At 73.4% G+C, this 25608-nt stretch carries 24 protein-coding genes; 10 read left to right on the forward strand and 14 right to left on the reverse strand.

What is annotated here, in order from left to right; genetic code table 11:
• Nucleotides 1-82: 82 nt before the first annotated feature.
• From J7I94_RS07470 to J7I94_RS07490, 5 genes are read left to right on the forward strand one after another with little or no spacing between them, the layout of a single operon-like run.
• Nucleotides 83-271 carry a hypothetical protein gene (locus J7I94_RS07470; RefSeq protein ID WP_215166086.1) on the forward strand — a complete coding sequence of 63 codons (189 nt, stop codon included), beginning with the start codon at nucleotides 83-85 and terminating at the stop codon, nucleotides 269-271.
• 21 nt (nucleotides 272-292) lie between these two features.
• Entirely contained in the window at nucleotides 293-988 is a 696-nt protein-coding gene (locus J7I94_RS07475; RefSeq protein ID WP_215166088.1) for a hypothetical protein, read from the forward strand.
• Nucleotides 985-1917 carry a hypothetical protein gene (locus tag J7I94_RS07480; protein WP_308114509.1) on the forward strand — a complete coding sequence of 311 codons (933 nt, stop codon included), beginning with the start codon at nucleotides 985-987 and terminating at the stop codon, nucleotides 1915-1917. Before J7I94_RS07475 ends, J7I94_RS07480 begins: the two co-directional genes overlap by 4 nt.
• A complete protein-coding gene (locus J7I94_RS07485) occupies nucleotides 1914-2834 on the forward strand; it encodes a hypothetical protein (RefSeq protein WP_215166090.1) in 921 nt (306 codons plus the stop codon). The genes J7I94_RS07480 and J7I94_RS07485 overlap by 4 nt, the downstream gene beginning before the upstream one ends.
• Complete coding sequence (locus J7I94_RS07490) at nucleotides 2831-3904, forward strand: serine hydrolase (RefSeq protein ID WP_215166092.1); 1074 nt, start codon at nucleotides 2831-2833, stop codon at nucleotides 3902-3904. Before J7I94_RS07485 ends, J7I94_RS07490 begins: the two co-directional genes overlap by 4 nt.
• 16 nt (nucleotides 3905-3920) lie before the next feature.
• Here the strand turns inward: J7I94_RS07490 and J7I94_RS07495 are convergent, their stop codons facing one another.
• Both J7I94_RS07495 and J7I94_RS07500 read right to left on the reverse strand, forming a co-directional pair.
• Complete coding sequence (locus J7I94_RS07495) at nucleotides 3921-5297, reverse strand: alpha-lytic protease prodomain-containing protein (protein WP_215166094.1); 1377 nt, start codon at nucleotides 5295-5297, stop codon at nucleotides 3921-3923.
• Between the two features lie 229 nt (nucleotides 5298-5526).
• Nucleotides 5527-7191: an alkaline phosphatase gene (locus J7I94_RS07500; RefSeq protein WP_215166095.1), complete on the reverse strand. Its 1665-nt coding sequence runs from the start codon at nucleotides 7189-7191 to the stop codon at nucleotides 5527-5529.
• Nucleotides 7192-7363: 172 nt separating this feature from the next.
• Here J7I94_RS07500 and J7I94_RS07505 point away from each other — a divergent pair, with 172 nt between their 5' ends.
• Nucleotides 7364-7669 (forward strand): hypothetical protein, encoded by a 306-nt coding sequence (locus tag J7I94_RS07505; RefSeq protein WP_215166096.1) that lies wholly within the window; start codon nucleotides 7364-7366, stop codon nucleotides 7667-7669.
• Nucleotides 7670-7705: 36 nt separating this feature from the next.
• Here the strand turns inward: J7I94_RS07505 and J7I94_RS07510 are convergent, their stop codons facing one another.
• The 4 genes from J7I94_RS07510 to J7I94_RS07525 form a co-directional block, all read right to left on the reverse strand.
• A complete protein-coding gene (locus J7I94_RS07510) occupies nucleotides 7706-8497 on the reverse strand; it encodes a class I SAM-dependent methyltransferase (RefSeq protein ID WP_215166097.1) in 792 nt (263 codons plus the stop codon).
• A gap of 61 nt (nucleotides 8498-8558) precedes the next feature.
• On the reverse strand, nucleotides 8559-9515 hold the full coding sequence (locus J7I94_RS07515) for a transporter (protein ID WP_215166098.1): 957 nt from the start codon (nucleotides 9513-9515) through the stop codon (nucleotides 8559-8561).
• Nucleotides 9512-10411: an ATP-binding cassette domain-containing protein gene (locus tag J7I94_RS07520; protein WP_215166099.1), complete on the reverse strand. Its 900-nt coding sequence runs from the start codon at nucleotides 10409-10411 to the stop codon at nucleotides 9512-9514. The genes J7I94_RS07515 and J7I94_RS07520 overlap by 4 nt, the downstream gene beginning before the upstream one ends.
• Nucleotides 10408-10821, reverse strand: a complete 414-nt coding sequence (locus J7I94_RS07525; RefSeq protein WP_215166100.1) for a GntR family transcriptional regulator — start codon at nucleotides 10819-10821, stop codon at nucleotides 10408-10410. Before J7I94_RS07525 ends, J7I94_RS07520 begins: the two co-directional genes overlap by 4 nt.
• Before the next feature lie 45 nt (nucleotides 10822-10866).
• On the opposite strand from J7I94_RS07525, the gene J7I94_RS07530 reads away from it, so the two are divergent.
• Both J7I94_RS07530 and J7I94_RS07535 read left to right on the forward strand, forming a co-directional pair.
• Nucleotides 10867-12507 (forward strand): glycosyltransferase, encoded by a 1641-nt coding sequence (locus J7I94_RS07530; RefSeq protein ID WP_215166102.1) that lies wholly within the window; start codon nucleotides 10867-10869, stop codon nucleotides 12505-12507.
• A 152-nt stretch (nucleotides 12508-12659) separates the two neighbouring features.
• Entirely contained in the window at nucleotides 12660-13019 is a 360-nt protein-coding gene (locus tag J7I94_RS07535; protein ID WP_215166104.1) for a cupin domain-containing protein, read from the forward strand.
• A 136-nt stretch (nucleotides 13020-13155) separates the two neighbouring features.
• Here J7I94_RS07535 and J7I94_RS07540 read toward each other — a convergent pair whose 3' ends face one another.
• Nucleotides 13156-14466, reverse strand: a complete 1311-nt coding sequence (locus tag J7I94_RS07540) for an FtsX-like permease family protein (RefSeq protein WP_215166127.1) — start codon at nucleotides 14464-14466, stop codon at nucleotides 13156-13158.
• An 18-nt stretch (nucleotides 14467-14484) separates the two neighbouring features.
• Nucleotides 14485-15231, reverse strand: a complete 747-nt coding sequence (locus tag J7I94_RS07545; protein WP_374198363.1) for an ABC transporter ATP-binding protein — start codon at nucleotides 15229-15231, stop codon at nucleotides 14485-14487.
• 142 nt (nucleotides 15232-15373) lie between these two features.
• On the opposite strand from J7I94_RS07545, the gene J7I94_RS07550 reads away from it, so the two are divergent.
• Nucleotides 15374-16015 (forward strand): hypothetical protein, encoded by a 642-nt coding sequence (locus tag J7I94_RS07550; protein WP_215166108.1) that lies wholly within the window; start codon nucleotides 15374-15376, stop codon nucleotides 16013-16015.
• On the opposite strand, the gene J7I94_RS07555 is transcribed toward J7I94_RS07550, so the two are convergent.
• The 6 genes from J7I94_RS07555 to rhaI all read right to left on the reverse strand — a co-directional run bounded on the left by J7I94_RS07555 (nucleotide 16002) and on the right by rhaI (nucleotide 23718).
• Nucleotides 16002-16637, reverse strand: coding sequence for a lactate utilization protein C (locus J7I94_RS07555; protein WP_215166110.1), 636 nt, complete (start codon nucleotides 16635-16637; stop codon nucleotides 16002-16004). The genes J7I94_RS07550 and J7I94_RS07555 overlap by 14 nt on opposite strands.
• Nucleotides 16634-18139: a lactate utilization protein B gene (locus J7I94_RS07560; RefSeq protein WP_215166112.1), complete on the reverse strand. Its 1506-nt coding sequence runs from the start codon at nucleotides 18137-18139 to the stop codon at nucleotides 16634-16636. Before J7I94_RS07560 ends, J7I94_RS07555 begins: the two co-directional genes overlap by 4 nt.
• Complete coding sequence (locus tag J7I94_RS07565) at nucleotides 18136-18891, reverse strand: (Fe-S)-binding protein (protein ID WP_215166114.1); 756 nt, start codon at nucleotides 18889-18891, stop codon at nucleotides 18136-18138. The genes J7I94_RS07560 and J7I94_RS07565 overlap by 4 nt, the downstream gene beginning before the upstream one ends.
• A gap of 72 nt (nucleotides 18892-18963) precedes the next feature.
• On the reverse strand, nucleotides 18964-20412 hold the full coding sequence (locus J7I94_RS07570; RefSeq protein WP_215166116.1) for a rhamnulokinase family protein: 1449 nt from the start codon (nucleotides 20410-20412) through the stop codon (nucleotides 18964-18966).
• On the reverse strand, nucleotides 20409-22448 hold the full coding sequence (locus J7I94_RS07575; RefSeq protein ID WP_215166117.1) for a bifunctional aldolase/short-chain dehydrogenase: 2040 nt from the start codon (nucleotides 22446-22448) through the stop codon (nucleotides 20409-20411). The genes J7I94_RS07570 and J7I94_RS07575 overlap by 4 nt, the downstream gene beginning before the upstream one ends.
• 109 nt (nucleotides 22449-22557) lie before the next feature.
• Complete coding sequence (gene rhaI, locus J7I94_RS07580) at nucleotides 22558-23718, reverse strand: L-rhamnose isomerase (protein WP_215166118.1); 1161 nt, start codon at nucleotides 23716-23718, stop codon at nucleotides 22558-22560.
• Between the two features lie 269 nt (nucleotides 23719-23987).
• On the opposite strand from rhaI, the gene J7I94_RS07585 reads away from it, so the two are divergent.
• Nucleotides 23988-25505 (forward strand): sugar ABC transporter ATP-binding protein, encoded by a 1518-nt coding sequence (locus J7I94_RS07585; RefSeq protein WP_215166119.1) that lies wholly within the window; start codon nucleotides 23988-23990, stop codon nucleotides 25503-25505.
• The last annotated feature ends 103 nt before the right edge of the window (nucleotides 25506-25608 follow it).

The raw sequence follows: 25608 nt of genomic DNA on the forward strand, positions 1-25608 counted from the left end.
TTTTTGTGAGGTAGGCATGTTTTGTGACTAGAGGGACACTTGTGGTGTGAAGGTCATTGGCCAACCAGAGGGAGATGGTGACATGCCTTCCAAGGAGAAGATGATCGAAGAGGTCATCCGCACCCAGGACATCGACATCGACGCGGCGCTCGACCCGGCCGAGGCGGAAGGCGTCTTCCGCGACAGCCGCGAGTGCGCGGCGCTGGCCCTGTCGGGTGGCAAGTACGGACTGCTGCTGTCGCCCCCGACCCCGCGCCCGAAGAAGGGCTGACCTGACCGACAGGAGCAGTGAATGCACCAGCCAGGCACCTCGTCCCTCCTGAAGGGCGCGGTGCGGGAGTTGGCTACCGGCGTGGCCTCCGCTCTGAGCAGCGGGGGCCACCGCCCGGTGCCCGGGGACCTGCCCCCGGCCACCGGGGCCGACGGCTTCGCACCGGCCGCCGTCCGGGTCCTGGGAGCCGACTTCCTGCTGCCGCACCTCCTCTTCGGCACCCGTCCGGGCGAGACGGAACTCGCCCTGTTCCGGCAGGCCGTGGAGACCTACCCGCCGCGCGCCGACGCCGCGCCCACCGTGGTGTGGAGCCACTGGGCGATGACCCGGACCCTGCACCGGCTGGCGGGCCCCGGCCCGGCCGGCCCCGGCGCCGAACCCGGCACCGGCTGGCTCGACGTCGCCGACTGGCGGACCCTGACCCACCAACTGGCAGTGCTGGCCCCGCTCGCGCTGCCCGGCGAGGAGTGCGCCGTGGCCCGTGCGGCCCGGCAGCGCCCCCTCGACCTCGCCCGCGGCTTCGTCCGCGCGGTCCGCCGCCGGGACTGGCTCCAGGCAGCCGGCGCGGGACGCTGGCTGACCCTGCTGGACGGCGTCCCCGACACCCTCGGCCTGGCACCCGGACTGGACTTCGTGGAACTGATGGCCGACGGCGACCCGCAGGTCGACCTCCAGGTACGGGCGGCCCGGCGGCTGCGGGCCGGAGCGCTCGTGTGAGCGCCGCGACCGTCCGGGAAGCGTCCCGGGGCGTACGGGACGTGGCGGAGTCGGCGCTGGCCTGGGCGGCGGCGCACCGCGACGCCTTCACCCTCGGCGACGACGCCCTCGCCGCGTCCGGCGAGGTGAACCGCACCTGGAAACCGCTCGGCGAACTCGCCCAGGTGTGCGCCACCGTGATCCGGCGCACCGCCCCCGCCGATCCGCTGCACACCCGCGCCCGCGACCTGCTGGCCCACGCCTGGCGGCAGACCGGGCAGGGCGGCCTCTTCCTCGCCCTGCAACGCAGGGAGCCCTTCGCGACGTACCCGCTGGAGGTCTACGCCGCCTTCGCCGCGGCCGGGCTGCGCCACCGGGGCTACGAGACGGCCGCCGCGACGGTGGCCCGCACCCGGGGCTGGCGGCGCACCGAGCAGGACCCGACCCGCCGGCTCGGCGTCCTCGCGGCCGAACGGCACAGCGGCATCACCCGGCCCGGCCCGGCCGACGCCGTACGGGACGGCACCTGGCTGGGCGGCCTGCCCGAACCGTGGACCTTCGAGGCTCCCTCCGGCTACGCGCTCACCCACGTCGTCTTCCACCTCACCGACTGGGGCCGCGCCGGACCGGACGGCGTCCCCGCCCGCCTCGCGGAGTACCTGACGCAGTGGCTGCCGCCCTGGCTGGACACCTGCCTGGACGCCGGCCTGTGGGACCTCGGCTGCGAACTCCTCGCCGTCGCGGCGAGCGTGCCCGGCCCCCTGGACCCGGCCGGGTTCCAGGAGGCGTGGCAGCGCCTCGCGGCGGCCCGGCACCCCTGCGGCGCGCTCCCCGAGACGGCCACGGCCCCCGACGACGACTTCGCCCACTGCTACCACTCCACGCTGATGGCCGCGTTCGCCGCGACCCTCACCCACGTACACCTCGGCGCACAAGGAGCGCTCGGATGACCGACACGCGCCTGACGCACACCGTCGGAGCCCGCGCCCTGGAATGGCTGTGGGCCCACCGGGACGGCTTCCGGCTGGAGCCCGACGTCGACCCGGAGGTGGGCTTCCTCCAGCGGTTCCAGCCCATCGGCGAACTGGCCCTGATCTGCAAGGTGCTCTTCCGCGAGGGCGTGGCCGGCTCCCGGCAGGAGCGGCTGGCCCACCGGCTCCTCGACCACACCTGGCGCGAGACCCTGGACGGGGGCCGCATGCTGGTGCGCGGCCAGCGCACCGAACCGGTCTCCTCCATCCCCTTCGAGGTGTACCTGCCCTTCAAGGAACTCGGCTACAGCCAGCCCGAGCTGGAACGGGCCGTCGTCCTCAACCACCGTCTGGACGGCTGGCGGTCCTTCGAGCGGACCCCCACCCGCAGGCTGGGCCTGGCCGCGTTCCAGCGCCGCTTCGGCCTGACCCCCCACCCGCCCGAGGCGGAGGCCCTGACCGGTACCTGGCTGGCCCGCACCCCCGAACCCTGGACGGTCGAGGGACACATCGCCTACGACATCACCCACGCGGTGTTCCACCTCACCGACTGGGGCGAGAACCCCGCCGGCCTGCCGCCCCGCGTCGCCGACTACCTCACCGCCTGGCTGCCGGTCTGGATCGACGACTGGCTGGACCTGGAGCGCTGGGACCTGCTCGGCGAACTCCTCGTCGTCGACGCCTGCCTGCCCGAACCCACCCTCGACCAGCGGGCCTGGGAGGCGTTCGCCGCCGCCCAGCAGCCCGACGGCGCCATGCCCGCGATCCGCGAGATGCCCGAGGGCGACCCGGACGAGGTGTTCGACATCGTCTACCACCCGACGCTGGTCGCCGCCTTCGCCTCCGCCCTGGCGACCTCACGCTCCCTCACCGCCCTCGCGCACAGCGCCTCATGACCGCCCCCGCCGCGCTCTGGCCGGACGCCCCCCTCGACGACCCCGCCCCGGCCCCCGCCCCGGCCGACGACCGCGGCCTCGCCGAACGGCTGACCGCCGCCGTCGAGGCGTGTGACGCGCCCGACGCCGTCTTCGCGCTCTCCCGGCACGGCCGCCGCACCGTCCGCGCCGGCGGCACCGCACCGCCCCCCGACGTCCCGCGCGAGGACCTGCGCTACGAGGCCGGGTCGGCGACCAAGACGTTCACCGGACTGCTGCTGGCCCACCTGATCCGCTCCGGCCGGCTCACCGGCGGCGAACCGGCCGCCGCCTGCCTGGACCCCGGCCGGGCCGCAGGCCCCGACCCGGTGACCCTCGCCCACCTGATCACCCACACCGCGGGACTGCCCGTCCTGCCGTCCGGTTTCCGCGCCCGGGCGCTGCCGGCCTGGCGCACCAACCCCTACGGCCGCTACCCCGCCGACCGGGTCGTCGACGCCTTCCTGCGCCACCGCCCCCGGCACCGCCCCGGAACGCGCTGGCGCTACTCCAACTTCGGCGTCGCCGTACTGGGCCACGCCCTCGCCGCGGCCACCGGGCGGAGCTGGGACGACCTGCTCACCGGACACGTCCTGCGCCCGCTCGGCCTGGCCGGCACCGGCCTCGCCCCCGAGGGCCCCGCCACCGACGCCGTCGGCCGCGCCAAGGACGGCCGCACCCCCCTGCCCCCCTTCGACGCCGGCGGCTTCCGGGCGGCGGGCGCCGTCCGCGCCACCCCGCACGACCTGCTCACCTTCCTGGAAGCCCACCTCGACCCGGACGGCTCCCCGCTCGCCGGGGCACTGCGGGCGGTCCGGGTGCCCGTCCTGCGCCGTGGCTGGGGACACCGTCATGTGCACACGGTGGCGTGGTTCCGGCACCCCGTCGACGGCGGGCCCCTGTACTTCCACAGCGGCGCGACCCTCGGCCAGCAGGCGTTCCTGGGCTTCCGGCCGGACACCGGCACCGCCCTGGCCGCAGTCTGCACCCGCCGCTTCCGCGCCCACGACCCGTTCGTCGCCACCGCCTACGCCCTGCTCGCGGACAGCTGACGGCGCCGTCAGCCCGTCAGGTCCGCTGCCACAGCGCCGGGGTGCCCTCCGGCGACCAGGCGACCTGCGCCTGGTGGTCCTGCAGACACGTGTACCGCACCCGGCCGTAGGCGACCGTGGCCCCGGCCTCGTAGACCCGGCCGGACTGCCATCCGTCGGCCGCCCCCTCGTCCGCCGGCGCGGGCAGGGTGGTCTGGATCGCCTTCGTCTTCAGGGTGAGGCCGAACTCCTTGAGGACCGGGTTGACCGGCTGGTAGAAGGTCGTCCCGCCGTTGGCGCAGTCGCCCGAGCCGCCCGAGGTGATGCCCTGCGCCTGGACGCCCGCGACGAACGGGCCGCCGGAGTCGCCGGGTTCGGCGCACACCGTGGTCTGGGTGAGACCGTCGACGGTGCCCTGCGGATAGGTGACGCTGGCGTCGTGCTGCTCGATGGTGCCGCAGTGCCAGCCGGTGGTGGAGCCCGACCGGCAGACCGCCGCCCCGACCAGCGCCTGGACCGAGCCGGCCACCTGCACCGTCTGGCCGTCGCCGGCCTTCACGTCGGGGGTCGGGGTCCAGTTGTCGTTGACGCCCACCCAGGACATGTCCTTGCCGGGGAACGTGGACGCCTTGAACTCGCCCTGCGCGCTCTGGTCGGCGCCGGTGGTCTTCGCGCCCGGCTTGCCGCAGTGCCCGGCCGACGTGAAGCCGTGCTCCTGGCCCTTGGTGACGGAGAAGGCGATGGAACAGCGCGCCTTGTCGTCGATGAAGTACGGCTCGCCGCCCACCAGATCCGCCAGCACCCGCGGCCGGTTCGCCGAGATCCGTACGCCCACGTCCTGGGCCCTCACCCCGGCGGCCCGCACGAAGGCCGTGGCGGCCTGCTTGCTGGTGGCCTGGACGACGACCCGGTTGGCCGGCACGTCGACGTACCAGACCGGCGTGTCGGGGGTGTCCACCCGCCGGGCGGCGGCGTCCAGCCGCCCCTTGACGGCCCGCAGGTCGGCCAGTGTCCGCTTGACCACCGTGGCCTCCGCGCCCTGGGCCCGGATGGCGGCCACCCGCGAGGCGTCGGTGGTGGCGACGGTGAGCCGGGCCGAGGTCGTGCCGCTCACCCAGGCACCGGCGAAGTGCGTGCCCAGGGTGGTGCGGAGCCGTCCGGCGCGGGTGCCCGCCTCCGCCTCGTTGACCAGCCGGGCCGTCGCCTGAGCCGCCGTCAGCCCCAGGTCGCGTTCGAGGGCGCGCAGTACCTGGGCGGACGGCCGGTCGGCGCCGAGCGTCTGGGCGGCGGTGGGCAGCGGGCCCGGCGCGGGCGGCGGCCCGGCCGACGCGGCCGAGGGGACGGCGGTCAGGACGAGGGCGCCGAGCGCGGTGAGCGCGGCGCGGCGACGGCCCGTGACGTGTCTGCCGACCATGCGATGTGCCTCCTGAAGCGTTCCGGAGAAAGGGAGAGGAAGGGAAAGGGAGAGGAAGTGAAGGGGCGGGGAAGCGAAGGGGAGAGGGGGCGAAGGGGTGGGAAGTGAAGGGGCGGGGAAGTGCTAGCCCTAGCCCGATTCGCCCCCGGTGATGCAGCACAGGCGCGCGGTTCGCGCTTTGGGGGACGCCGACGGGTGCCAAGTGCAGTACCCGGACCCGGCCGGCGGCTCAGGCCGGTTTCAGCCCCGGCGCGCCCGCCTCGGTGACGAAGGACGCGGCGGTGGTCAGCGCGGCGCCAGGCCGGGTGACGGCGGAGACGGTCTTGAAGTCGACCCGGGCGTTCTGCCGGCCGAGCTCCACCCGGGCGAAGCCCCGCTTGCCGTTGTAGAACCTCAGGTGCGGGTTGGCCTTCATGTACGTGTCCCAGTTGTCGGGCTTCTCCGCGCCGTCCTTGCCGCTGGCGACGGAGGTGCAGGTCAGCTCGGTGCCCAGGGTCCTGGAGTCCGGGTCGTCGAAGTTCTCCTTGATGTCGAAGGCGTAGGCGACGTGCACGTCGCCGGTGAGCACCAGCCAGTTGTCGACCCCGGCCGCCTTGGCGCCGGCGACGACCCGGTTGCGGGAGGCGCGGTAGCCGTCCCAGGCGTCCATGGACATCCGGGCCTCGGCGGTCAGGTCGAACTTGCGCTGCGAGAACGTGACCTGCTGCGGCATCACGTTCCACAGCGCGCCGGAGGACTTCCAGCCGTCCAGCAGCCACCGCTCCTGCGCGGCGCCGGTGATGGTGCGCGCCGGGTCGTCGGACTCGGCGCCGGGCGCGTGCGGCCGGTCGTCGTAGGCCTGGTCGGAGCGGTACTGGCGGGTGTCGAGGATGTCGAACTGGGCGAGCGTGCCCCAGTGCAGCCGCCGGTACAGCTGGGCGTCGGGGCCCTGGGGGAGCTGGGCGGAGCGCAGCGGCTGGTTCTCCCAGTAGGCGCGGTAGGCGGCGGCCCGGCGGACCAGGAACTCCGACTGCGGGACGTCGTTCTCGGGGACGGCACCGGCGTAGTTGTTCTCCGTCTCGTGGTCGTCCCAGGCGACGACGAACGGGTGGGCGGCGTGTGCCGCCTGGAGGTCCTTGTCGCTCTTGTACAGCGCGTACCGCAGCCGGTAGTCCGCGAGGGTCATCGTCTCCCGGTCGAACACGTCGGGCAGGGTGATGTCGGTGTACCGGCGTTCGCCGCCCGCCGCGTTCACCGCGTACTCGTAGAGGTAGTCGCCGAGGTGGAACACCACGTCGACGTCCTCTTCGGCGAGGTGCTTGTGCACCGTGTAGTAGCCGTCCTGGTAGGCCTGGCAGGCGACGGCGGCCAGGCGGAGGGAGGCCGCGTCGGTGTCCGCGGCGGGCGCGGTGCGGGTGCGGCCGACGGGGCTGATGAACCCGCCGGTCCGGAACCGGTAGTAGTACACGGTGGCGGGGTCCAGGCCCTGGACCTCGACGTGCAGGCTGTGGCTGTACTCCGGGTAGGCCGTCGCCGTGCCCGTCCGTACGCGGACGGCGAAGGACTCGTCCAGCGCCACCTCCCACTCCACCGCCACGCGCTGTTCCCCCAGCCCGCCGTCGGCCGCGAACGGCTCCGGCGCCAGCCGTGTCCACAGCAGCACCGAGTCGGGCAGCGGGTCACCGGAGGCGACGCCGAGGGTGAAGGGGTCGTCGGTGAGACGGGCGGCGTCCAGTTCGGGTGCGGCGGCGGCGCCGCGGGCCGGCAGGTTGGTGGAGAAGGCGAGCGCCGCGGCGGCCGCGGTGACGGTGAGGAAGCGCCGGCGGCCGAAGTAGCGGGCGGCGGCGCCCAGCACGGCGTCGTGCGGGGAGAAAGCATGCGCGGCCAGTGCTCTGGGACGGCCCGGGAACGCCATCTGGGGTCCTCTCGTAGGGAGCGGCGGACCCTGCATGCTAAGCAGACGAAAAACCCAAAAAGGGATAAACGTGCGGGGTGTGGGGGCTGATCACACAGGAGGCGGTACGCGCGTGTGTCCGCGGTCCGCCGGGGGCACCCGGACGGGGACGAGGGAGGCGGTGAGCGTTCCGGTGCCCAGGGCGAGGCGGTACGACGTGGCGGCCTCGGGCCGCTGGTGGGACGAGGAGGACAACCGCTGGCTGCCGGCCGGTGAGGTGCACGCGTGGGAACAAGGCCTGAACCAGACGGTGTGCGGCCTGTCCCTGCACCGGTCGCAGCTGTCCCGTTTCCCCTCGGTCACCTGGGTCGACGTGCTGCCGGAGTCCGGTGGTGCGGCCGACGAGGTGCGCCGGGTGTGTCCGCGCTGCGCGGCCGCGGCGGGCCGCCGCGGGGCGGGTGCCCGCCCCGGCTGGCGGCGGACAAATCCGCGGCCGTGAGCAGATCACGCGGACCGATCGGCGGCCGTGAGCAGCCTACGCGGGCAGCGGCGCGCGGCTGACGCGGATCTTCGACTGGCCGTGCGGGCGGGTCTCCCAGTCCGCCATGAACCGTGCGTGCAGTCCGTGCCGCCGGGCCAGGTCCAGCAGCGTGTCGGTGCGGTAGTAGAAGTCCTCTCTCAGCACTTGGTGCTCGGTGCCCTCGGTCCGGTCGAAGGTGAAGTCGAAAAACCCGGTGTCGGTCAGCACCCGGCCGACGTGGGCGAGGCACTCCTCGATGACGCCGAGCGGCGAGTGCGAGAAGACGCTGTGCGCGTGCACGACGTCGAAGTGGCCGTCGGGCAGGAAGTCCAGGGTGAGGTCGCCGGTGATGGTCAGGTGCGGCAGCTTGTCCTGGAGCCCGCGCTCGGCGAGGGTCCTCTTCGCGGCGATCAGGATGTCGGGGGAGATGTCGATGCCGTAGTAGTGGCCGGTGTCGAGGTGGTCGATGAAGCGCCAGCCGCCGCGGAGGTTGCCGCAGCCTATGTCCAGCATCCGGTGCCCGGGCCGCAGCCCGTGTTCGACCAGGTAGTCGTACTGCATCTGCCCGAGCGCCAGCCAGCGGTCGTGGGTGCGGCTGCCGACCGCGGCCTCGGGATCGCGGCGGGTGTCGGAGGCCATCACGGCGCGGTAGTAGCCGACGTGGTCGGGGTGCTTGAGCCGCAGCCAGGTGTCGCGTCCGGCGCGGCGCAGGTAGGGGCCGACGCGGCCGGGGTGGCGCAGGGCGTAGGCGGCCTTGTGGGTGAGCGCTGCGCGGTTGCTGCGCAGTTTCCTGGCGTCCTTGGGCATGACGAGGAGACCTTTCGCGTGCGGGAAGGGAAGGGAAGGGGTGGGGCGGGGTGCGCCGGGGTCAGACGCGGCGGCGCAGCAGCAGCACCGTGACGGCGGTGAGCGCGACGGCGAGGACGCCGAACAGGGCGGTGTCGTACCACTGGAAGGTCCAGTAGTCACCGGCCGGGTTGGCCTCGTAGAAGCGGGCGACGTACCCGTGCCGTGTCATGCACTCCTTCAGCTCGGCGCCCGACGGGTAGGGGCAGCTGAGCACGGAGTCGCGGTGGCCGGAGGCGGTGATCAGGCCGTAGTTCCCGGTGGACCACTTCTCGCCCATGGGCGGCTTGGGCGCGGTGCCCCGGCTGACGTAGGTGTGCGGCGGGACGAGGAGGCGGGTGTGGTGCAGCCACTGCGCCAGGAGCGTCGTCGCGGTCGTCACCGACAGGGTCCAGGCCATCGCGGACAGGACACGGCGGGTCAGGAGTCCGGCGAGGGTGCCGGTGGCCAGGCCGAACAGGGCGGCGGCGACGGCGGACGGTCCGGAGCCGCTCAGCGCGGTCGTCTCGTACCAGAACAGGCCGTAGCTGTGGTCGGCGGCCGGCTGCCACCACCAGTGGAACAGCCAGGCCAGAATGCCGGAGAGGGTCACCGTGGACAGCGCGGCGAGGGCGAGGCGGGTGGTGAACCACTGGGCGCGGCCGACGCCCTGGGCGAGGACCATGCGGTGGGTGCCCAGTTCGCGGTCGCGGCCCAGCAGCGGCGCTCCCCAGAACATGCCGATCAGCACCGGCAGCGCGATGTTGAGCGCGCCGAGGAACCGGAGCGGTTCGATGTCCAGGAACAGCGGCAGGCCGTCGCCGGGGCGGGTGCAGTACAGCGGTCCCGGGTCGCAGTGGTCGAACGTGCCGCCGGCCAGGGCGTCCACCATGCCGGAGCGGTAGTGGACGGCGAGCGCGGCGGCGACGGCCAGGACGAGTCCGCCGCAGGCGACCAGCAGCCGCTGCTGGCGCCAGGCCAGCCACAACGAGCCCTTCACGCCGCCTCCTCCGTCCGTCCGGCCGGCTCCTCGGAACCGGTCCGCAGGTGGCCGAGCAGGATCTCCTCCAGGCCCGGCCGCTCGACGTGCCAGTCACCGTCGAGCGGGCCGCGCGGCCGCAGCAGGGCGGTGAGCTGCCGGCCGTGCGCGCGGCGGTGCACCACGTCGTGGCCGGCCAGCGCGGGCGCCCCGTCGAGGTGCCCGGTGACCAGCAGATGGTCCTCGCGGAGCGTGTCCGCGTCCTCGCTCAGTCCGACCCGCCCGTCCCGCAGCAGCACCACCCAGTCGCAGGTCTCCTCCAGTTCGGGCAGCACGTGCGAGGAGAGCACGATGGTCAGCTCCCGCTCGGCCGCCTCCGCCATCAGCGTGGCCATCACCTCACCGCGCACCACGGGGTCCAGATCGGCGAGCGGCTCGTCCAGCAGCAGCAGTTCGGGCCGCTTGCCGAGGGCGAGGGCGAGCGCGACGCGGGTGCGCTGACCCGGCGACAGTTCGCCCACGCGGGCGTCGTCGGCGATGTGCCCGTCGCGCACGACCCGTTCGGCGACGGACCGGTCCCAGACGGAGTTGAGGCGGGCGCCCAGGCGCAGCGTGTCCGCCACGGTGAAACGCGGGTAGAGCGGCTTGTCCTGGGTGACCAGGGCGACCCGGGCGCGGGCCTCGGCCGTCCCGGGGGCGGTGCCCAGCACCCGTATCTCCCCGTCGGTGGGGCGCAGCAGCCCGCCGGCCAGGTGCAGCAGCGTGCTCTTGCCCGCGCCGTTGCGCCCGACCAGCGCGGTGATGCGGCCCCGGTCCACCGCGAACCCGCAGTCCGCCAGCGCCCGGCCGCCGCGTGCCCGGTACCGGAAACCCAGTCCCGTGGCGCGCAGTGCGGCGGGCTCGTCAGGCCCGGTCATGTGTCCTCCTGGTTGTGCTGTTCCTCGTAGGTGTCCAGGGCCGCCGTCACCAACGCCAGTACGTCGTCCCGTTCGAGCCCCGCCGCCCTGGCCCGGCCGACCCACTCGGCGAGTTCCGCGCGCAGGGGCGAGTCGTCCTCCGCGCCCGGCCGCGCCAGCGACCGCGTCACGAAGGTGCCGAGGCCGCGCCGGGACCGGACCAGGCCGGCCTGCTCCAGGTCGCGGTAGGCCCGGAAGACGGTGTTCGGGTTGATGGCGGTGGCGGCGACGACCTCTTTGGCCGTCGGCAGCTTGTCCCCGACCCGCAGCACACCCATCCGCAGTGCCTGTTCGGTCTGCCGAACGATCTGCACATAGGCCGGGATGCCGCTCTGCCGGTCGATCCGGTACTCGACCACGTCACCTTCCATGCTTTCATTAATTCACTAGTACAAGCATGATCGGGGAGTACGTGGATGTCAAACACCGCCGCCGGTACGGGCTCATGGAGACGAGCGGCACTCGTCCTGGCCGTCGCCCTGACCGCCGCGGCCGTCGCCCAGCAGTTCCTGCTCGTGGCCGGCGGAGGCGGTCTGCTCCCCGGGTGGCAGCCGTGGCCCTTCCTGCTGGGCGCGGCCCCGGCCTGGTGGGCGGCGCGCGCCCGGTGGAGCCGGACGGAGACACCCCGCGCCTTGGCCCTCGCCGTCCGCCTGCTGCGCCGCGTCCCCGGACCGGCGTACGCGGCGGGCGTCCTGCTGACGGCCGGTGCCGTGTGGGCCGTCCTCCAGGACCACGAGCCCTACCTCGGTCATGAGGAGGCCGTGTACGCCAACAAGGCCCGCTCCTGGGCCGACGGCACGCCTGCCGCGGGCTGGGGCCCCTACCGCCCGGTCGGCCTGCCCGCCCTGGGCCGGCCGGCCCTCGCCGTCCACGACAGTGTCGGCGCGCTGCGCGCGGTCGCGCTGCTGCTGACCCTGTTCACGCTCGCCGTCACCTGCCTGGTCGCCGCCCGCTGGACCACTCCGCGCCGGGGCGCGCTGGTGGCGCTGCTGGTCCTCGGCGGGCTCGGATTCCTGCGCCGGACACCGGAGTTCCTCAACGACATCGGCGCCACCGGCCTGCTCCTGCTGGTCGTCGCCCTGCTGGTCCGCTGCCAGGAACGCCCGCGCTCCCGCTGGACCCCGCTCGCCACGGCCCTCGTCGCGCTCGCCGCGTTCTACCTGCGCTACGGCAGCCTCGGCAACCTCCTGGCGATCGCCCTGGCCGCGCTCTTCGCGTACGGCCCGCGCGCCTGGCTCGCCCGGGGCCGCCGGCTCGCCCTCGCCGCCGGGGTGTTCGCCGCGGGCCTGCTCCCGCACTTCGTCCACGCCGAGCGGGTCACCGGCTCCCCCCTCGGCCTGATCCTGTGGGCGACTTCGCAGGCCAACCGCTCCTACGTCGGCGACGGCCTCGTCTACTACGCGGCGGTCTTCCCGTACCGCCTGGCCGGCGACCTGGGCGCCGTGATCATGACGGGCGGCCTGCTGCTCGCGGTGTCGGCACTGCGCGGCCGGTGTGGCGAGGGGGACCTCCTGGCCGCGCGCCGGGTGTTCCTCGGGACGACGGCCGTCCTGGTCTTCGTCGTCCTCGGTCTGGTCACCGACGGCGAGCCCCGCTTCGTCTACCTGCCGGTCGTGCTGCTCACCCTGCTCGGCGTCGAGGCGCTCCCGCGCGGCACCGGCCGCTGGGGTGCCCCGCTCCTCGCCGCGACCGGCGCGCTGGCCGCGCTGACCGTCCTCGGCACCACCCAGGTCGTGGCACACGGCGCGATGCCCGGCCCCACCGCCCAGGCCCGGTCCACGGTCCCCGTCGCCGAACGGCTCGCCGCCGACCGCCCCTGTCTGCTGGTGACCGGCTACGAACCCGAGGCGGGCTGGTACTCCGGCTGCGACGCCGTCACCTACGCCCAGTACCGGCGCCTCACCCCGCCCCCGGGCACCACGGTCCGGCTGCTCTGGTTCACCCACGGACGCCTCCAGCCCGACCCGGCCGCCCTGCCGCCCGGCCACCGCACCACGATCCCGACCGGTGGCCCGCTGGGCACCGCCACCGTGATCACCCTGCCGCCGGAGCGGTGAAGGCGCGGGACGTCACCCGGATGGCGCACCCCGCTTGACGGGCGGACGATGGAGGAGTGGGGCGGGCCCCGCCGGTGTCATCCGTGGGGAGCGCGGGCCAGACGGAGGCCGGCCTCGGCCGCGTGCGAACGCGGCCGGAAAGGAGGAGCGTCATGCTGGAGATCAAGACGCTCGACAAGCCCGACGAACGACGTGATTTCCCCCGGGGACACATCGAGGCCGTCCACATGACCGGACTCGACTTCGCCGTCGCCACCTTCGAACCGGGCTGGCGCTGGTCGGAGTCGGTGGCCCCGCTCGCGGGCACCGAGAGCTGCATGATCCACCACAACGGCTACGTGCTCCAGGGACGCATGCGCCTGCGCATGGACGACGGCGCCGAGAGCGAGGTCGGCCCCGGCGACGTCTTCGTCTGCCCGCCCGGACACGACGCCTGGGTCGTGGGGGACGAGCAGGTCGTCGTCCACGACTTCGCGGGCGGCATGGCCCAGGAGTACGCCAAGGCCGGCTGACGGGCCCTGGGCGCAACATCGTCGGCGTACGGGACTGCGGCAGGCGGTCGGAGCGGGCTCTGACCCCTGACCGCCTGCCGCGCACGGTGCGGTCCCTGACGCCGACCGCCTGCCGCGCACGGCGCGGACCCGTACCTCACGCCGCCTCGGCGACCGCCCCCACCGCCGGGACGCGCAGCACCCGGCGGGCCGTCGCCAGGCTCGTCCCCAGCGTCACGGCCGCCGCCACCGCCGTCATCGCGAGCCAGGTGCCCCAGAACGCGTCCGGCAGCACCGCGTCGGTGCGCACCACCGTGAACGGGACGATCCCGGCCAGGGCCGCCGCCGTGCCGAACAGCACCCCCGTCACGGTGAGCAGCGCGCCCTCCACCGCGACCGTGCCGAGCACCTGCCCGGGCGCCGCGCCCGCCAGCCGCTGCTGCCCGAACTCGCGGGAGCGGTAGGCCGTCGCCGCGTACAGCGAGTTGACCAGCAGCACGCAGACGAACACCGCGATGATGCCGACCACCGTGAAGTTGAGCGTCTCCAGGTTCTTGGCGTCGACCGACTTCACCCGGCCCGACGCCGCGACCGCGTCGCTCTCCACGGCCTGCAGGGTGAGCGTCGCCGTGGACACCGCCGTGAACAGGATCAGGGACATCAGGATGCCGGCCAGGTCACCGGCGCGCTCCCGCAGATTGCGCACCGCCAGCCAGCCGCTCGCCCCGCCCAGCGGCAGTCGCGCCGTCACCGCCGTCAGCAGCCGTGCCGCCAGCAGCGCGAAACCGACCGACAGCAGGATCGCCCCGTAGGCGGCCGGTGCCATCAGCGCCTCGTCCGTCGCGGAGAACGCGAACGTCGAGCAGGTGCTCGCCGCCCCGGCCGCCAGCGCGCCGTACGCGAGCGCCCGCCGTGCCCCGGCCCGCCGCCCGGCCCGCCGGGTCACCCGGCGCACGGCGAGGAACGCGGCGCCCGCCGCCGCGAGCAAGGTCACGGCCACCCCGGACACCAGGGCGACCGGGCCGAAGGCGTACTCCACCGACTCCGCCACCTGCCCGCTGTCCTGGAACACCCCGAGCAGCGCCCGCCCCCCGAGCATCGCCGGCCCGCTCGCCAGTACCGTCCCCGCCAGGGCGACGGCCACCGCCTCGCCCACCACCATCCGCCGGAGCTGCGCCGGGGTCGCCCCCGAGCAGCGCAGCAGCTCCAGCTCGGCGGCGCGCCGGCGTACGTTGACGGTCAGCGTCGAGGCGATCGCGAAGAACACCAGCAGCGTGCCGTACCCGCCCACCACCCCCGCCGACAGACCGAGGGTCTCGGCGCTCACGGCGTCGACGTGGTCGCCCGCCGCCGTGTCGTGCAGCGAGTTGAACGTCATGACGACCCCCGCGCCGAGGAAGGCGGACAGCAGCGTCGCCAGGAACCGTCCCGGCCGGTGCCGGACCGACCGCACCGCCAGGGCGCCCATGGTGAGTACCCCCACGGCTCACACCCCCGCCGGCACGTCGTCGCCCAGGTGCGCCAGCCGCTCGGCCACCGCGTCCGGCGTCGGTGCCCGCATCCGTCCGGCCACCCGGCCGTCGGCGAGGAACACCACCGCGTCGGCGTACGACGCGGCCACCGGGTCGTGCGTCACCATCACCACCGTCCGCCCGTGCGCCCGCACCGCGTCCTGGAGCAGCCCCAGCACCTGCCGCGCGCTGCGCGTGTCCAGCGCGCCCGTCGGCTCGTCCGCGAAGATCACCCGGGGCTCGGTGACCAGCGCCCGCGCGATCGCCACCCGTTGCCGCTGACCGCCGGAGAGCTGGTGGGGCCGGTGTCCGAGCCGGTCGCCGAGCCCGACCGCGGTGAGGATCTCCCGGGTCCGCCGCCGGTCCACGCGCCGCCCGGCCAGCTTCAGCGGCAGCACCGTGTTCTGCGCGACGGTCAGCGTCTCCAGCAGGTTGTACTGCTGGAACACGAACCCCACCCGCCCGCGCCGGAATCTGGTCAGCTCCGTCTCCGTGCCGCCCGTCAGCTCCGTACCGTCCACGCACACGATCCCGGCGTCCGGCCGGTCCAGCCCCGCCGCGCACTGCAGCAGCGTCGACTTGCCCGATCCGGACGGCCCCATCACCGCGGTGAACGTGCCCTGCTCCAGGCCCAGCGTCACCCCGTCCAGCGCCGTCACCGCACCGTTGCCGGTGCCGTAGGTCTTGCTGACCTTCACCAGCCGCAAAGCCTCACGGGACATCGTCATCCCCCTCCCCGCCGGCACACCCTGTGCCTCACCGACGACGCTACGAGCGCGGCGGTCCGGACACAGTGGGGGCGGGGCCCGTATCGGGGGGTGTACTCAGTGACACCCGCGGACCGGTTCGGACAGGATGACGGCCATGACCGACGGAACAGCCTGGCTCGCCGTGCCCCAGCCCGCCGGCTCGGGCGGCCACAGCATCGTGATGTCCCGCGAACTCGCCTCCGACGAACTGGTGTCGAGGATCACCGCCACGGTGCGGGGCCCCCGGCGCACCGCCCGGGCCATCGGCAGCCTGTCCGCCGCCCAGGTCCAGGACCTGCTGGAGGGCCTGTACGGCCAGGTGCGCGACGGGCTCGCCCTGCGCCACGGGGAGGCGGGGGAGTGGTCCTTCGCCTGTGCCTACGGCGGCCGGCCCGGCGCGTTCGACGACCGCGCCGCGCTCTCCCGCGAGGGCGCCCATGTCTTCGTACTGGACCACGACCCGGACAACTACCGGAAGGCACCGGGGTTCGAGTACGGGCACGACGGCCGGTCCCTGTGCTCCCTCAACCTCTACCTGGACGGTTCGCGGGCCTCCTGGCCGCCCGTCGGCGACCCGGAGACCGTGGCCCGGGTGCGGGAGGCGCTGGCCGCCGCCGGGCTGCCCGACGACAAGCGTGACCCCCGCACCGTGCACCGGGACTGCCTCCAGGTGCTGGAGAAGTGCTTCGGCCTCTCGCTGCCCCGGCGGGAGATCAGCCGGCGGCTCCTGCCCACGGTGCTGCTCACGCGGACGTGACCAGCACCACCTCCAGCGTGCGCGGCCCGTGCACCCCCTCCACCCGGTCCAGCTCGATGTCGCTGGTCGCCGACGGGCCGGAGATCCAGGTCAGCGGGCGGGCGGGGTCGAGCCGTTCGAGGCCCTGGGGCACGGAGGAGACGACCTGGTCCGGGACGCGGACGACACAGATGTGGTGGTCCGGCACGAGGGTGATGCGGCGGCGGCCCTGGTCGGGGGAGCCGTCCAGCACGAGGGTGCCGGTCTCGGCGATGGCGACCGCGCATCCCGTGACCACGCTGTCGACCCGGTCGAGGTCGGACACGCTCCCCTCGGCCCGGTCCGTGACCCGGGTGACGTCCGTGTCCGCGAGCCACGCCTCGTCCAGTCCCGGCGGCACGACCACCGACGCCGATCCGTGTGCGGCCAGCACCCCGGCGATCACCGACGGCAGTTCGGAGTCCGTGCACCGGTGCACGACCGCCCGGTAGTCCGCCAGGTTCTCCGCCAGCAAGTCCACCGTCTCCGCGACGCTCCGCGCCCCGTGTTCGCGCAGATAGTCCCGCGCGTAAGCCGTCTCCTCCCGCGGTACGTCCGCCAGCGCGCGCCGCACCCGGCCCAGGATCCGTTCCCTGCTGCTCACTTGGCCCCGCCTTCCTTGCCGCCGTGCGTGCGCTGCCACCAGTCCCGGAACGGCTCCGCCGGCACCGCCGGCAGATCCCGGCCCCCGGTCCACGCCCGGCCCGGCCCGGGCAGCGTGCGCGGATGGAAGCGGCGGGTGCGCGACGCCAGCCGCTGTCCGGCGCGCAGCGCGCCCGGGTGGGTGAACGCCCACTGCGCGGCCCGCATCGCCGCCCGCTCGGCGGCGTGTCCCTTGGCCGGTTTCAGGACGACCTTGTTGCCCTCACGGACCGCGGGCCCGCCCTGCACCACCCGTTCCCGCAGGTGCACCAGCACCTCGGGGATGTCGATGGCGACCGGGCACACCTCGTAGCAGGCCCCGCACAGCGAGGAGGCGTACGGCAGGGAGGCGTCGATCTCGCTGCCGGTGCCCCGCAGCTGGGGGCTGAGGATGGCGCCGATCGGGCCCGGGTACACCGACCCGTAGGCGTGGCCGCCGGCCCGCTCGTACACCGGGCAGACGTTCAGGCAGGCCGAGCAGCGGATGCAGCGCAGCGCCTGGCGGCCGACCTCGTCGGCGAGGGTGTCGGTGCGGCCGTTGTCGAGGAGCACCAGGTGGAAGGCGCTCGGGCCGTCGCCGTCCGTGGTGCCGGTCCAGGTCGAGGTGTAAGGGTTCATCCGCTCGGCGGTGGAGGAGCGGGGCAGGGTCTGGAGGAAGACCTCCAGGTCCCGCCAGGTCGGCACGGTCTTCTCGATGCCGACCACCGAGATCAGCGTCTCGGGCAGGGTCAGGCACATCCGGCCGTTGCCCTCGGACTCCACGACGACCAGGGTGCCGGTCTCGGCGACCACGAAGTTGGCGCCGGAGATGCCGACCTTGGCGCGCAGGAACTTCTCCCGCAGGTGCAGCCGGGCCGCCTCCGCCAGTTCGGCGGGGGTGTCGGTCAGGCCCTCGGGGGCCGGGCGGCCCCACTCGCTCATCTCCCGCTCGAAGATCTCCCGGATCTCACCCCGGTTGCGGTGGATCGCGGGGACCAGGATGTGCGAGGGGCGGTCCTTGCCCAACTGCACGATCAGCTCGGCGAGATCGGTCTCGTAGGCGCGGATGCCCTCCGCTTCGAGGGCCTCGTTGAGACCGATCTCCTGCGTGGCCATCGACTTGACCTTGACGACCTCCGTCTCGCCGGTCGCCTTGACCAGATCGGTGACGATCCGGTTGGCCTCGGCGGCGTCGGCGGCCCAGTGGACGATGCCGCCCGCCGCCGTCACCGACTCCTCCACCTGCTCCAGGTAGCGGTCGAGGTGGCGCAGCGTGTGGTCCTTGATCCGCTTGCCGGCCTCGCGCAGCTCGGCCCAGTCCTCGACCTCGGCGACGGCCTTGGCCCGCTTGGCGCGGATGGTGTGCGTGGCGTGGCGCAGGTTGCCCCGCAGCGTCGTGTTCCGCACCGCCTCGTGCGCGGCCTTCGGGAAGGCCGGGTGGGCGGGCGGGGGAAACGCAGGCATCCCCACGAATGTGCCGCTCATACCGCCGGTTCCTCCTCCGTGCTCGCCAGGATCTCGGCGATGTGCACCGGCCGCATGCCGGTCCGCAGCCGGGTCATCGTCCCGCCGATGTGCATCAGACAGGAGTTGTCGGCCGCGCACAGCACCTCGGCGCCGGTCGACTCGGCGTTGCGGACCTTGTCGGTGCCCATCGCCAGGGAGACGTCGGAGTTCTTCACGGCGAAGGTGCCGCCGAACCCGCAGCACTCCTCCGCGCCCGGCAGCTCGACCAGGTCGAGGCCCTTCACGGCGCGCAGCAGCGTCAGCGGCCGCTCGCCGAGCCCCAGGGACCGCAGCCCGTGACAGGTGGGGTGGTACGTCACCGTGTGCGGGTAGTACGCCCCGACGTCCGTCACCCCCAGCACGTCCACCAGGAACTCCGTCAGCTCGTACGTCTTCGGCACCACCGGCGCCAGCGTGGCCGCGAGGGAGTTCCCGCGGCCCTCGGCCCGCGCCCGCTCGCCCATCCGCGGGTACAGCTCCCGCACCATCGCCCCGCAGGACCCCGAGGGCGTCACGATCGCCTCGTACTCCTGGAAGACCTCGGAGAAGTGCCGGGCCAGCGGCTCCGCCTCGTGCCGGTAACCGGTGTTGTAGTGCGCCTGCCCGCAGCAGGTCTGCCCGGCCGGGAAGTCGACGTCGACGCCCAGCCTGGTCAGCAGTTTCACCACCGCGCGCCCGGTATCGGGATAGAGCGTGTCGTTGACGCAGGTCAGGAACAGGGCGACACGCATCGCGGCTCCTTGCTGTTGATCATCGGACGGGAAAAGGGTAGTGCGCGGGCCGGGACCCGGGACAGGCCCCGGTCACCGGTCGGCGAGCCGGGCCTCGGCGGCCCGCCAGCGGGCGGCGTCCCCGCGCGGCTCGTAGCGGACCGGCCGCTGGGTACGGACCAGCAGGTCGCGCATGCCGGCCAGGTCACCGACCGGACCGCCGGCCCGGGCCTGGACGAGGACGTTGCCGAGCGCGGCGGCCTCCGCCGGACCGGCCACCACCGGCAGCCCGCAGGCGTCGGCGGTCAGCTGGCACAGCAGCGCGTTGCGCGCCCCGCCGCCGACGACGTGCACGACGTCCACCGGGTGCCCGGTGAGCCGCTGCGCGTCCTCGACCGCCTTGCGGTGGGCCAGGGCGAGGGAGTCCAGGATGCACCGGGTGATCTCGGCGGGCGTGACCGGTACCGGCTGCCCGGACGCCCGGCACGCCTCGGCGATCCGCTCCGGCATCCGGCCCGGCGCCAGGAACGCCGCGTCCCCGGCGTCGACCACCGACCGCAGCTCGGGCACCTCGCCCGCCGCCCGCAGCAGCTCGCCCAGGTCTGTCTCGCCCCAGGCCCGCAGGCACTCCTGGAGCAGCCACAGCCCCATGATGTTGCGCAGGTAGCGGACCGTGCCGTCCAGCCCCAGTTCGTTGGTGAAGTTGGCGGCGCGGCTCTCCTCCGTCAGCACCGGCGCGGTCAGCTCAAGACCGGCCAGCGACCAGGTGCCGGTGCAGATGTACGCGAACCGCTCGTCCGTCGCCGGTACGGCGGCCACCGCCGAGGCGGTGTCGTGCGAGCCGACCGCCGTCACCGGCACCGGCCCGCTCAGCCCGGTCTCCTCCAGCACCTCCGGCCGCAGCACACCCGCCGGATCACCGGGCAGCCGCAGCGGCGGGAAGAGCCCGAGGTCGATGCCGAGCCGTTCGGCGACGTCGTACGCCCAGTCGCGGGTGCGCGGGTCGATCAGCTGGGTGGTGGAGGCGTTGGTCAGCTCCGTGCCCTGCTCACCGGTCAGCCAGTACGTCAGCAGATCGGGGATCATCAACAGCCGTTTGGCGTACGTCAGTTGATCGGTGGAGCGGGCGGCCGTCAACTGGTACAGCGTGTTGAACGGCGCGTACTGCAACCCGGTCGCCGCGTACAGCTCGGCGGCCGGCACACTCGCCCACACCTTCTCCGCGACGCCCTCGGTGCGGGCGTCGCGGTAGTGCACCGGGTTGCCGAGCAGCGCGCCGTCCGCGTCCAGCAGGCCGTAGTCCACGGCCCAGCTGTCCACACCGACGGACGCCACCTGACCGGCCGCCCGCAGCCCCTCCAGTACCCCGGCGTACAGCCCCAGCACGTCCCAGCGCAGCCCCTCGGGCACCCGCACCGGCCGGTTGGGGAAGCGGTGCGCCTCGGTCAGCTCCAGGGTGTCGGGGCCGACGCGGCCGACCATGACGCGCCCACTTGACGCGCCGAGGTCGACCGCGGCGTACGAGATCACGGACGTGCTCATCGCAGGAACGCGGCGGCGACGCCGGCGTCGACCGGGACGTGCAGGCCGGTGGTGTGCGTCAGGTCACCGCCGGTCAGCGCGAACACGGCGTTCGCCACGTGCTCCGGGAGCACCTCGCGCTTGAGCAGCGTGCGCTGGGCGTAGAACTCGCCGAGCTTCTCCTCCGGCACCCCGTAGACGGCGGCCCGCTTGGCGCCCCAGCCGCCCGCGAAGATGCCCGAACCGCGCACCACACCGTCGGGGTTGACGCCGTTGACGCGGATGCCGTGCTCGCCCAGCTCGGCCGCGAGGAGGCGCACCTGGTGGGCCTGGTCGGCCTTGGTGGCGGAGTAGGCGATGTTGTTCGGACCGGCGAAGACGGCGTTCTTGGACGCGATGTAGACGATGTCACCGCCCAGTTCCTGGGCGATCATCACCCGGGCCGCCTCCCGCGACACCAGGAACGAACCGCGCGCCATGATGTCGTGCTGGAGGTCCCAGTCCTTGGCCGTGGTCTCCAGCAGCGGCTTGGAGATGGAGATGCCGGCGTTGTTGACCACCAGGTCGACCCCGCCGAACGCCAGCACGGCGTCCCGGAACGCGGCGGCGATCTGCTCCTCGTCCGTCACGTCGACCGTCACGGCGACGGCCTTGTCCGCGCCGCCCAGTTCCTCGGCCACCTGCGCCGCGTTGTCCCCGTTGAGGTCCGCGATCACGACACACGCGCCCTCGGCCACCAGCCGGTGCGCGATCGCCTTGCCGATCCCGCTGCCCGCGCCGGTCACCAGCGCGACGCGCGTCGCGAGCGGCTTGGGCTTCGGCATCCGCTGGAGCTTGGCCTCCTCAAGGGCCCAGTACTCGATGCGGAACTTCTCCGACTCCTCGATCGGCGCGTACGTCGAGACCGCCTCGGCCCCCCGCATCACGTTGATCGCGTTGACGTAGAACTCGCCGGCCACCCGCGCCGTCTGCTTGTCCTTGCCGAAGGAGAACATGCCCACGCCCGGCACCAGCACGATCGCCGGGTCGGCGCCGCGCATCGCGGGGGAGCCGGGCTCGGCGTGCCGCTGGTAGTAGGCGGCGTACTCCTCGCGGTAGGCGGTGTGCAGCTCCTTCAGCCGCGCGATCGCCTCCTCCAGCGGCGCGCCCGGCGCGACGTCCAGGACCAGCGGGCGGACCTTGGTGCGCAGGAAGTGGTCCGGGCAGGAGGTGCCCAGCGCCGCCAGCCGCGGGTGCTCGGCGCGGGAGACGAAGTCCAGCACCACGTCGGAGTCGGTGAAGTGGCCGACCTGCGGCCGGTCCTGGGAGGCGATCGCCCGGACGTACGGCGCCAGCGCCGCGGCCCGCCGGCGCCGCTCGGCCTCGGGCAGCGGCTCGTACCCGTCGAGCACGGGCCCGAACGGCTCCGCCTTGCCCCGCTCCGCCAGGAACTCCTCGGCGGTGCGGATGATGTGCAGCGAGTTGCGCTCGCACTCCTCGGAGGTGTCGCCCCAGGCGGTGATGCCGTGTCCGCCGAGCACACAGCCGATCGCCTGCGGGTTGGCCTCCTTCACCGCCGCGATGTCCAGTCCGAGCTGGAAACCGGGCCGCCGCCACGGCACCCACACGACCGTGTCGCCGAAGCACTCGGCGGTCAGCTTCTCGCCGTCCGCCGCGCAGGCCAGCGCGATACCGGAGTCGGGGTGGAGGTGGTCCACGTGCGCGGCCTCGACGAGCCCGTGCATGGCGGTGTCGATGGACGGAGCCGCCCCGCCCTTGCCGTGCAGGCAGTAGTCGAACGCGGCGACCATCTCGTCCTCGCGCTCGACACCCGGGTAGACGTCCTTGAGCGCCCGCATCCGGTCCAGCCGCAGCACGGCGAGCCCCGCCTCGGTCAGCGTCCCGAGGTCACCACCGGACCCCTTGACCCACATCAGCTCCACATCACCCCCGGTGACGGGGTCGGTCTCGGTGCCCTTGGCGGAGGCGTTGCCTCCCGCGTAGTTGGTGTTCCGCGGGTCGGAACCGAGCCGATGGGAACGAGCGATCAGCGCCTCGGCTTCGGGGTGCGGTGCCATGTCTTCCAGTCCTTTTCAAACGAGGGATGAGTATCGAAGGGGCGCGGGGAACTGCGCGGCCGGCCACACCCGGCCCGCAGCCCGCGACGTCACAGAACCCGGCAGCCGCTCACGCCCCCCACCCGGCCTGCTCCCCGCCGATCCGCTCCGCGACAACCTTCTCCGCCCACCCCGACGCCTTGTACGCCTTCAGAGGCTCCGGGTCCAGCCCCATCTCCTCACGAACCTCCCGCAGCAACGGCCGCACATCCGTGTTGTACGCGTCCATCAAAACGGCGTTGGCCTCCAGCACATCCCCCGAAGCCTGCGCCGCGACCAGCGCGTCCCGGTCCACCAGCAGCGCCTTCGCCGTGGCCTCCTGGACGTTCATCACGGACCGGATGATCGCCGGGATCTTCGCCTCGATGTTGTGGCACTGGTCGAGCATGAACGCCACGTCCGACGAGAACCCGCCCCCGCGCACCACCTCGTACATGATCCGGAAGAGCTGGAACGGGTCGGCCGCCCCGACCATCAGGTCGTCGTCCGCGTAGAACCGGGAGTTGAAGTCGAACCCGCCGAGCTTCCCCTCCCGCAGCAGCGTCGCCACGATGAACTCGATGTTGGTGCCCGGCGCGTGGTGCCCGGTGTCCACGACGACCTGCGCCTTCTCACCGAGCTTCAGGCAGTGCGCGTACGCCGTGCCCCAGTCCGGGACGTCCGTCGAGTAGAAGGCCGGCTCGAAGAACTTGTACTCCAGCAGCATCCGCTGGTCGTCCCCGAGCCGCTCGTACACCTCGGCCAGCGCCTCGGCCAGCCGGTCCTGCCGCCCGCGGATGTCGTCCTGGCCGGGGTAGTTGGTCCCGTCGGCGAACCACAGCTTCAGGTCCCTGGAGCCGGTGGCGTCCATGATGTCGACGCACTCCAGCAGGTGGTCCACCGCCTTGCGGCGCACCGCCGCGTCGGGGTGGCAGACGCTGCCCAGCTTGTAGGCGTCGTCCTGGAAGGTGTTGGAGTTGATCGCCCCGACCTTCACGCCCCGCTTCTCGGCGTACTCGGCCAGCGCGGCGTAGTCGTCGACCGTGTCCCACGGGATGTGCAGGGCGACGGTCGGCGCCACGCCCGTGAACTCGTGGACCTTCGCGGCGTCGTCGAGCTTCTCGAACGGGGAGCGCGGCACACCGGCCTGTGCGAACACCTTGAACCGGGTGCCCGAGTTCCCGTACGCCCACGACGGCGTCTCGACAGCCTGGGTCTTCAGCGCGGCCTTCACCGCGGCGAGCTCGGTCACGTCGGCTCCTGATGTCGGGTCGCACCGTCCATGCGTACGACCATGGGTGAAACGATTCAGAACGCGAAGCTATGAGGCTCCCGAAGGGGTGTCAACCCTTCTGAGGGACCGGGCTCGCCGTGATCCTGTCGTGACCTTCGGCTATCGAAAGTTTTTCGACGCGGACCCATTGACGTGACATGCCCCACCTGCCTAACGTCCCGGCAACCCAGTTGAAACCTTTCACGACGCCGTGAGGGCCGTCCCGCCGGCGTCGTCGAGGAGCCCCCATGACCCACCCGTCCGATACGGGTCCGGCCCCGGTTCTCGCATTGAAGGACGTGTCCAAGTCCTTCGGCGCGGTCCGTGCCCTGCGGGACGTCTCCCTGGAGCTGTTCCCCGGGGAGGTGCACGCCCTCGCCGGTGAGAACGGCGCGGGCAAGTCGACCCTCATCAAGACGCTCGCCGGAGTCCACCGCCCCGACGCCGGCCAGGTGCTGCTCGACGGTGAACCCGTCGTCTTCCACGGCCCCGGCGACGCCCGCGATGCCGGCATCGCCGTCATCTACCAGGAGCCGACCCTCTTCCCCGACCTGTCGATCGCCGAGAACATCTTCATGGGCCGCCAGCCGCGGCGCGCCCTCGGCCGGATCGACCACAAGGCCACCCACGCCACCACCGCCGACCTGATGCGCCGCCTCGGTGTCGACCTCGATCCCGACCGCCCGGCGCGCGGCCTGTCCATCGCCGACCAGCAGATCGTGGAGATCGCCAAGGCGCTCTCCTTCGACGCCCGCGTCCTGATCATGGACGAGCCGACCGCCGCCCTCACCGGCAGCGAGGTGGCCCGCCTCTTCGGCGTCGTACGCACCCTGCGCGAAGAGGGCGCCGCGGTGCTGTTCATCTCCCACCGGCTGGAGGAGATCTTCCAGATCTGCAAGCGGGTCACCACCCTGCGCGACGGCGCCTGGATCTCCAGCGAGCTGCTCGACGGCATGACCGAGGACGACCTGGTGCGCCGCATGGTCGGCCGCGACCTCGACGAGCTGTACCCGAAGCAGGAGGTCACCCCCGGCGAGGTCGCCCTCAGCGTGCGCCGGCTGACCCGCGAGGGCGTCTTCACCGACGTCTCCTTCGAGGTGCGGCGCGGCGAGATCGTGGGCCTGGCCGGACTGGTCGGCGCCGGGCGCACCGAGGTCGCCCGCGCGGTGTTCGGCGTGGACCGCTGGGACGCCGGGGAGGTCGAGGTGGATGGCCGCGCACTGGTCAACGGCGCGCCGTCGACGGCCATGGCCGCGGGCCTCGCCCTGGTCCCCGAGGACCGGCGCGCCCAGGGGCTGGTGATGGACATGTCCATCGAGCGGAACATCGGGCTCACCGGACTCCGCACCACCGTCCGGGCCGGACTGATGGACCGCGGCGCCGAGCGCAGCCGCAGCCTCGACTGGGCCGTCAAGCTCCAGGTGAAGTACGCCCGGATCGCGGACGCCGTCGGCACCCTGTCCGGCGGCAACCAGCAGAAGGTCGTCCTCGCCAAGTGGCTCGCCACCGGCCCCAAGGTACTGATCGTCGACGAGCCCACCCGAGGCATCGACGTCGGCACCAAGGCCGAGGTGCACCGGCTGCTGAGCCAGCTGGCCGCCGACGGCGTCGCCGTCCTGATGATCTCCTCCGACCTGCCGGAGGTGCTCGGCATGGCCGACCGGGTCCTCGTGATGCACGAGGGCCGGCTGACCGCCGAGATCTCCCGCGACGAGGCCACCGAGGAGACCGTGATGGCGGCGGCCACGGGGAGGGCCGCGGCATGACCCCGACCACAACGGCCACCCTGGAGGGCCACCGCACGGCCCCGACCGCGACGCCCACGCCGGGGGCTCGCCGTGCGTCCACGACCGCGGCGGCTGCCTCGGA

Origin of the sequence: Streptomyces sp. ISL-12, assembly GCF_018614415.1 — a bacterium.
Taxonomy (GTDB): Bacteria; Actinomycetota; Actinomycetes; order Streptomycetales; family Streptomycetaceae; genus Streptomyces.